This is a genomic window from Flavobacterium sp. A45 (genome assembly GCF_002001005.1).
Taxonomy (GTDB): domain Bacteria; phylum Bacteroidota; class Bacteroidia; order Flavobacteriales; family Flavobacteriaceae; genus Flavobacterium.
On sequence record NZ_MUNX01000084.1, the window covers coordinates 23,437 to 29,746 of the forward strand.

General features: G+C 33.2%; 9 protein-coding genes and 2 tRNA genes. 7 read left to right on the plus strand and 4 right to left on the minus strand.

Annotated features, from left to right (window positions below):
- Window positions 1-158 precede the first annotated feature (158 nt).
- From B0E44_RS10160 to msrB, 4 genes are all read right to left on the minus strand, one after another.
- A complete protein-coding gene (locus tag B0E44_RS10160) occupies window positions 159-644 on the minus strand; it encodes a nuclear transport factor 2 family protein (protein WP_077373962.1) in 486 nt (161 codons plus the stop codon).
- A gap of 96 nt (window positions 645-740) precedes the next feature.
- Complete coding sequence (locus B0E44_RS10165) at window positions 741-1,277, minus strand: MepB family protein (protein WP_077373965.1); 537 nt, start codon at window positions 1,275-1,277, stop codon at window positions 741-743.
- A gap of 72 nt (window positions 1,278-1,349) precedes the next feature.
- A complete protein-coding gene (gene msrA / locus B0E44_RS10170) occupies window positions 1,350-1,937 on the minus strand; it encodes a peptide-methionine (S)-S-oxide reductase MsrA (RefSeq protein WP_254423281.1) in 588 nt (195 codons plus the stop codon).
- Window positions 1,938-2,000: 63 nt separating this feature from the next.
- Entirely contained in the window at window positions 2,001-2,543 is a 543-nt protein-coding gene (msrB, locus tag B0E44_RS10175; protein WP_077373968.1) for a peptide-methionine (R)-S-oxide reductase MsrB, read from the minus strand.
- 326 nt (window positions 2,544-2,869) lie between these two features.
- Here msrB and idi point away from each other — a divergent pair, with 326 nt between their 5' ends.
- From idi to B0E44_RS10210, 7 genes are all read left to right on the plus strand, one after another.
- Window positions 2,870-3,409, plus strand: a complete 540-nt coding sequence (idi, locus tag B0E44_RS10180) for an isopentenyl-diphosphate Delta-isomerase (RefSeq protein ID WP_077373972.1) — start codon at window positions 2,870-2,872, stop codon at window positions 3,407-3,409.
- A 36-nt stretch (window positions 3,410-3,445) separates the two neighbouring features.
- Complete coding sequence (locus tag B0E44_RS10185) at window positions 3,446-3,856, plus strand: 6-carboxytetrahydropterin synthase (protein WP_077373975.1); 411 nt, start codon at window positions 3,446-3,448, stop codon at window positions 3,854-3,856.
- Window positions 3,856-4,314 carry a peroxiredoxin gene (locus B0E44_RS10190; RefSeq protein WP_077373978.1) on the plus strand — a complete coding sequence of 153 codons (459 nt, stop codon included), beginning with the start codon at window positions 3,856-3,858 and terminating at the stop codon, window positions 4,312-4,314. Before B0E44_RS10185 ends, B0E44_RS10190 begins: the two co-directional genes overlap by 1 nt.
- A 59-nt stretch (window positions 4,315-4,373) precedes the next feature.
- Window positions 4,374-5,342, plus strand: a complete 969-nt coding sequence (locus B0E44_RS10195) for a type I phosphomannose isomerase catalytic subunit (protein WP_077373981.1) — start codon at window positions 4,374-4,376, stop codon at window positions 5,340-5,342.
- Between the two features lie 56 nt (window positions 5,343-5,398).
- Window positions 5,399-5,668, plus strand: a complete 270-nt coding sequence (locus tag B0E44_RS10200) for a hypothetical protein (protein ID WP_077373985.1) — start codon at window positions 5,399-5,401, stop codon at window positions 5,666-5,668.
- A gap of 75 nt (window positions 5,669-5,743) precedes the next feature.
- Window positions 5,744-5,817: transfer RNA gene (locus B0E44_RS10205), tRNA-Thr, on the plus strand.
- Window positions 5,818-5,885: 68 nt separating this feature from the next.
- Window positions 5,886-5,959: transfer RNA gene (locus tag B0E44_RS10210), tRNA-Thr, on the plus strand.
- Window positions 5,960-6,310 lie beyond the last annotated feature (351 nt).

Consider the following 6,310-nt stretch of genomic DNA (forward strand, 5'->3'; position numbering starts at 1 on the left):
CTAGATTTAATAAAAAGGCATAATTTAAAGCAACATCTTTTAAATAATCAAAGCGTCCACTTGCTCCAGATTAAACTAAGAATGTTTTATTTTTTGAGATGTAAAAGAAAGCTGGATTTTAGAAGTTCGGAAGAATTTGTAGTACTATAAAAATGAAATCAATGATCGTAGCTTATCATTCTTGAAATTTTCCATTGATTGTTCACTTTTTTCCAAATAGCCATAAACTTAAAAGTTCCTATTTCTTCTTTCCCGTTTTCGATATGTCGAAATTGATGAACTCCTGTTTCTATAGCTCCAAAATCTTTTATGGGATGTACTTCAAGACGACCTTTCACTAATTGCCGAGTCAGTTTGTTTTCGTTTTCGAACATTTTTTCAAAATTTGAAAAAACGGTTTCATACGAAAGCAAACCGCCATTGTCTTGGTACCATTCTAAATCTTCGGTAAACAAGGGTTTAAATTTTGCCATGTCTTTTGCATTAAATGCGTCAAAAAGAGCGGTATCCATCGCAGCGATTTCGTTGTATAGTTCCTGCGAAGTTGGGGCTACTTTTTTTTCTTGAGCTTGAGTTAAATTTAGTCCTATAATCATTAAAAATGACAAATAAAGTGTTTGAAATTTAAATGCTTTTTTTCTCATGGTTTTTAAATATTAAAAGTTAAGCTGTTGAAATTTAGCTTTTTATTTATTTTAAAGATAGGAAAAGAATATTAGATTTTGATAATCACAAGTTTTTTATCCTTCTGTAAGGAAAAGGAATTTAGCATGTTTCATATCTATTGTTTGATCCTTAGTTAATTCTAAGAAATAATCCAACTGCCATTTTTGTGTTTTTTGCGCCTGCTTGCTGGTTGTTTCATCCCATGGCGGATAAACTCGAATAGCACGTTTCCCTTCTTTTTTATCCGAAACGATTTCTTTAGCTATAAGAACTGATTTTGGAAAAATAAATAATCCAAAATAATTGTCTTTCCTAACACTAATAGCGAATAAATCAATTGGATCTGTGGAATCAAAAGGCTGAATAGGACCCTGATTTATCCTTTTCCATAGTGTAACAAACTGACCGGTTTTGGTAGGTGTGATTTTGGCCGTTCGAAACAGAATATTGAAATCATTTAAAGTAAAAGTACAGGCTCCATATTCAGAACTTTCTGCTTCAAGAATGGGCTGGGTGATTTCAAAATTGCAATTTTTAAAAAGTATTTCTCGGATTAAAATTAAATCTTCAGGTAAACCTTCTGAAGCAGTCCAAGGCTTTTGTGTATTCATTTGAAAAAGAGTTTATTGTTTTTGATAAATAATAAAGCCGAAAATGGATTTCGGCTTTTGTGAGGTTGAAAATTACTTTTTTGTTTTCAATTTATCTTTAAATACTTTTTCGAATTTTTCCAGTTTGGGCTGAATCACCATTTGGCAATAAGGCTGGCTTTTATTATTAGCATAATAGTTTTGATGGTAATCTTCTGCTTTGTAAAATTTCGTAAACGGTTCTAACGTAGTCACAATTGGATTTTCATAGACTTTCGCATTTTTTAACTCAGCAATAATAGACTGTGCCTCTTTTTTTTGTTCTTCATCGTTATAAAAAATAACGGAACGGTATTGTGTTCCTTTATCTGCACCTTGTCTATTCAGCGTTGTTGGATCATGAACGGTGAAGAAAACTTTAAAAATCTCATCAAGACTGGTCACATTTTTATCAAAAGATATTTGGACAACTTCGGCATGACCTGTAGTCCCAGAACAAACTTCTTCGTAACTCGGATTGAGTGTTTTTCCTCCTGAAAATCCAGAAACGACTGATTTTACACCTTTCAGGTTTTCGTAAACAGCTTCTACACACCAGTAACAGCCTCCACCTAGAGTTATAGTTTCCATATTAGATTGTGTCATTTTTTTAGTTTTAGTATTGTTTTGAGAAAATAGCATTCCAGTAAATAACATGCACGCTAAAATAATTGTTTTCGTTTTCATTAGTTTCAATTTTAATTTTTATTTAGCATCAGGGACAAAATCAAGAGCGATAGAATTCATGCAGTATCTTTTGCCAGTTGGAGCTGGACCATCATCAAATAAATGACCTAAATGGCCGTCACATCTGCCACAAAGAGCCTCTATTCTTTCCATTCCTATAGAATTATCGTCTTTGAATACGATGCTTTTTTTGTTTTCCTGTTCAAAAAAACTTGGCCAGCCACAACTGCTGGAAAATTTGGCCCCTGAACGAAAAAGCAGATTGCCGCAGGCTGCACAATAATAAGTTCCTTTTACATCGGTATTCCAATACTTGCCCGTAAATGGTCTTTCGGTATCTGCTTTTCGGGAAACTAGATAAAGGTCTTCAGGAAGAATTTTTTTCCATTCGGCATCTGATAAATTTAGTTTTGTGGTGTCAGTGTGCGAATAATATGGATTTTTAGATTTGCTTTCAACCATAGTTATTTCATTGTTTTTTACTTCTTTATTCTGCCCGCAAGCTTGAATAGCAAATAAAGGAAGAAACAGTAAAATGAAAAATAAAGATTTTGTTTTCATGATGATGATTTTTATATTTCAAATGTAATAGAAGAATGGCAATAGAAATGTTAGTTATTTTATAATTTACTCCTATTTATGTAATTTTTAACTATCTGGATATACGTTAAAAATGTTTTTTTGGTTTTAAAGAGTAACAAAATGAATAGCTTTTCTATAAATCTTGGCTAAATTCTATCTGTAAAATATTCAAAAAAGAGACTTGAGGATTTCTATGTTTGCAGTTCTAATGCGAACCAAGAAAATAATTTCAGCTAAAAGCAAAAGAATGTATAAGACTTTTTAAAAGCTATCTTTTTCGTACTTTTGCTTTATCAATAAATACTATGGAAGAAGAAAAAGTAATACTAGTAAATGAATTTGATGAGCAAATTGGTTTAATGCCGAAACTGGAAGCGCATGAAAAAGCTATTTTGCATCGTGCTTTTTCTGTTTTTGTTTTAAATAATAAAAATGAAGTGATGCTTCAGCAAAGAGCACATCAAAAATACCATTCTCCTTTATTATGGACAAACACCTGCTGCAGTCATCAGAGGGAAGGCGAAACCAATATTCAGGCCGGTAACCGAAGACTGCATGAAGAAATGGGTTTTAATACCGAATTGAAAGAACTCTTCCATTTTATTTATAAAGCACCTTTTGATAATGGTTTGACAGAACATGAACTCGATCATGTAATGATTGGTTATTACGATGGAGAGCCTGTGATTAATCCTGAAGAAGTTGAAGATTGGAAATGGATGAAAATTGAAGATATTCAAAGTGATATGCACTTGAGTCCTGATAGTTATACCGTATGGTTCAAGATCATTTTTGATGAATTTTATCATTTTTTAGAGGAACATGCATTAGAGCAAAGGAACTAATCTTGCCATTCACCCAATTTAATTCTACAAAAAACTATGAGAGTAACCATATCCAGAAAAGCCCATTTTAATGCAGCACATCGTTTGTATCGAAAAGATTGGACTTTTGAGCAAAACGATGCTGTTTTTGGCAAATGCAATAACCCCAATTTTCACGGTCACAACTACGAATTAATAGTAAGTGTTGCCGGAGAAATTGATAAAGAAACAGGGTATGTTATGGATGTGAAATTCTTAACAGATATTATTAAAGAAGAAGTTGAGGATCAAATGGATCATAAAAATTTGAATCTTGATGTACCGGAATTTGAAGATTTAAATCCAACCGCAGAGAATATTGTGGTAGTGATTTGGAATAAAATCAGAAAAAAAGTAAAACCAGAGCTGGATTTGGAAGTGGTTCTTTATGAAACGCCCCGCAATTTTGTAACTTATAAAGGAGAATAATGGGACTGAAAGCAGGAGACAAAATTCCAAATTTTACAGCAAAGGACACCAATGGGAATGATTTCAACAGCCAAGATCTAATTGGTCAAAAGCCATCGGTTATTTATTTCTACCCAAAAGACAATACACCGGGATGCACAACCCAAGCCTGCAGTTTTAGGGATCAGTACGAAGATTTTAAAGATCTTGGAGCTGAAGTAATAGGAATCAGCGGGGACAGTGTTGCGTCTCATCAAAAGTTTACCAGTCAATTTAAACTGCCTTTTATTCTTTTGTCAGATTCTGATAAAAAAATCAGAACTCTTTTTGGAGTACCTACCAATTTGTTTGGATTAATACCAGGCAGAGTAACTTATGTAGCCGACAAAACCGGAACAATAATAATGGTATTTGACAGTATGAAAGCAAAAAATCATATTGCAAAAGCACTTGAAGCAATTAAAGAAATACAATCATAAAAGGACAAAATAATATTACCTTTTGATAGTAAAAGTATAGAAATTTGTAAATAAAAAACATGAGTTCAAAAAATTATCCATTGCAGTTTAATGCCATTCTGAAAGAAAGAATCTGGGGAGGAGAAAAGTTAAAAACGATTCTGAATAAACCAATCACTTCCCATATTACAGGAGAAAGCTGGGAATTATCTACTGTTGAAGGCGATGTGAGCGTAGTAGCAAACGGGGAGTATGAAGGAAAACTTTTGACGGATTTAATTAATGAGTATCCAGATGAAATTCTGGGGACAGCTGTTCATGAAAGATTTGGAAAACAATTTCCGTTGCTTTTCAAATACTTGGATGCCCGTGAAGATTTATCGATTCAAGTGCATCCTAATGATGAATTGGCCAAAAAACGTCACAATTCTTTTGGTAAAACCGAAATGTGGTATGTTACGCAAGCCGATGCCGATGCCAGAATCATTGTTGGTTTTAAAGAAGATTCCAGTCCAGAGGAGTATGTTGAGCATTTGAATAACAATTCACTGATTGATATATTGGATACTGTTAAGGCAAAACCAGGGGATGTTTTTTTCTTAGAAACGGGTACTGTTCATGCGATCGGAGCAGGATTAGTTGTTGCCGAAATACAACAGACTTCGGATATTACATACCGTTTGTATGATTTTGATCGAAAAGATGCTCAAGGTAATACTAGAGAACTTCATGTTGATTTGGCATTGGATGCTATTAATTATAAAAAAGTCAATACTTATAAGGAGTACTCAAGAGAAATTAATCAGTCAAATACAGTAGTCGATTGTCCTTATTTTACAACCAATTTTATTCCACTGGAAAATGTTAAAGGGGTTGAGAATTCAGGATTGTCTTTTGTGGTATATATGTGTATTGAAGGTTCTTTTGAACTAGAGTATGACGGTATAATTTATAAATATATAAAAGGAGATACAGTGCTTATTCCTGCAGCTATGAAGTCTTATAATTTGAAGGGAAAAGCTTCTATTTTAGAAATTTACATTTCATAGTTGGGAATAGAAAGATTATGTGTACTTTTGCAAACGCAAATTAAATAAAAAATAAAATGGCAAACGTTAAGAATTTAAAGAAAGACATCAACTACGTTTTAGGTGATATAATTGAGGCAGTTTACTTGTTTGAAATTTCTACAACAGGAAAACCTACTGATGAAACGAATGCATTGATTGACGAAGCTATTGCTGCTTTTGATGTTTTGATCACTAAAGTGAATGCTAAAAATGTTGAAAACAAAAAAGCACATTTCAAACAAATAAATGTAGAATTGGAACAAACTGCTAATCAATTGATTGGTAAAATCAACGATTTGCAGTAAAAAAAAGGGCAAAAAAAGTTTAAATTTATTTTGGAAAAACGAAATTCAAGCTTATCTTTGCACCCGTAATGAGTCGCCAGCGTAGCTCAGTTGGCTAGAGCAGCTGATTTGTAATCAGCAGGTCGTGGGTTCGAGTCCCTCCGCCGGCTCAAAAAAACCATCTATTCATTTAGATGGTTTTTTATTTGAGTTGACCATTACAAAACATATTGAGTCTGCCAGCGTAGCTCAGTTGGCTAGAGCAGCTGATTTGTAATCAGCAGGTCGTGGGTTCGAGTCCCTCCGCCGGCTCTTATGTAAAACCATAACATTTGTTTGTTATGGTTTTTTTTATGAAGATATATGGGCGAGAAGTTAACCCCGAGCGAAACAATTCGTGGAGTCCCTCCGCCGGCTATTTATTAAAACCATCTGACTTTTTGTTAGGTGGTTTTTTTGTTTATAGCAGTGATTTTTGGATCTATCTAAAAACTTATGGTATTCAGAAATGGAGTGGGCATTTGCACTTTGTAGCGATCTTTTTTAGAATAAGTTTTTTTAAGCTTCTAAGTATATGTATAGTTAAAAGAAGGCAAAAAATAAATGAATGATTTTTAGATTGAATGTTTAATTATAATATTTTATAAAGTAGGATATTTATAC

What these genes read in the sequence shown, in the direction of transcription:
- B0E44_RS10160 (WP_077373962.1), bottom strand. Translation starts at nt 644, where the DNA reads ATGAGAAAAAAAGCATTTAAATTTCAAACACTTTATTTGTCATTTTTA.
- B0E44_RS10165 (WP_077373965.1), bottom strand. Translation starts at nt 1,277, where the DNA reads ATGAATACACAAAAGCCTTGGACTGCTTCAGAAGGTTTACCTGAAGAT.
- msrA (WP_254423281.1), bottom strand. Translation starts at nt 1,937, where the DNA reads ATGCTATTTTCTCAAAACAATACTAAAACTAAAAAAATGACACAATCT.
- msrB (WP_077373968.1), bottom strand. Translation starts at nt 2,543, where the DNA reads ATGAAAACAAAATCTTTATTTTTCATTTTACTGTTTCTTCCTTTATTT.
- idi (WP_077373972.1), top strand. Translation starts at nt 2,870, where the DNA reads ATGGAAGAAGAAAAAGTAATACTAGTAAATGAATTTGATGAGCAAATT.
- B0E44_RS10185 (WP_077373975.1), top strand. Translation starts at nt 3,446, where the DNA reads ATGAGAGTAACCATATCCAGAAAAGCCCATTTTAATGCAGCACATCGT.
- B0E44_RS10190 (WP_077373978.1), top strand. Translation starts at nt 3,856, where the DNA reads ATGGGACTGAAAGCAGGAGACAAAATTCCAAATTTTACAGCAAAGGAC.
- B0E44_RS10195 (WP_077373981.1), top strand. Translation starts at nt 4,374, where the DNA reads ATGAGTTCAAAAAATTATCCATTGCAGTTTAATGCCATTCTGAAAGAA.
- B0E44_RS10200 (WP_077373985.1), top strand. Translation starts at nt 5,399, where the DNA reads ATGGCAAACGTTAAGAATTTAAAGAAAGACATCAACTACGTTTTAGGT.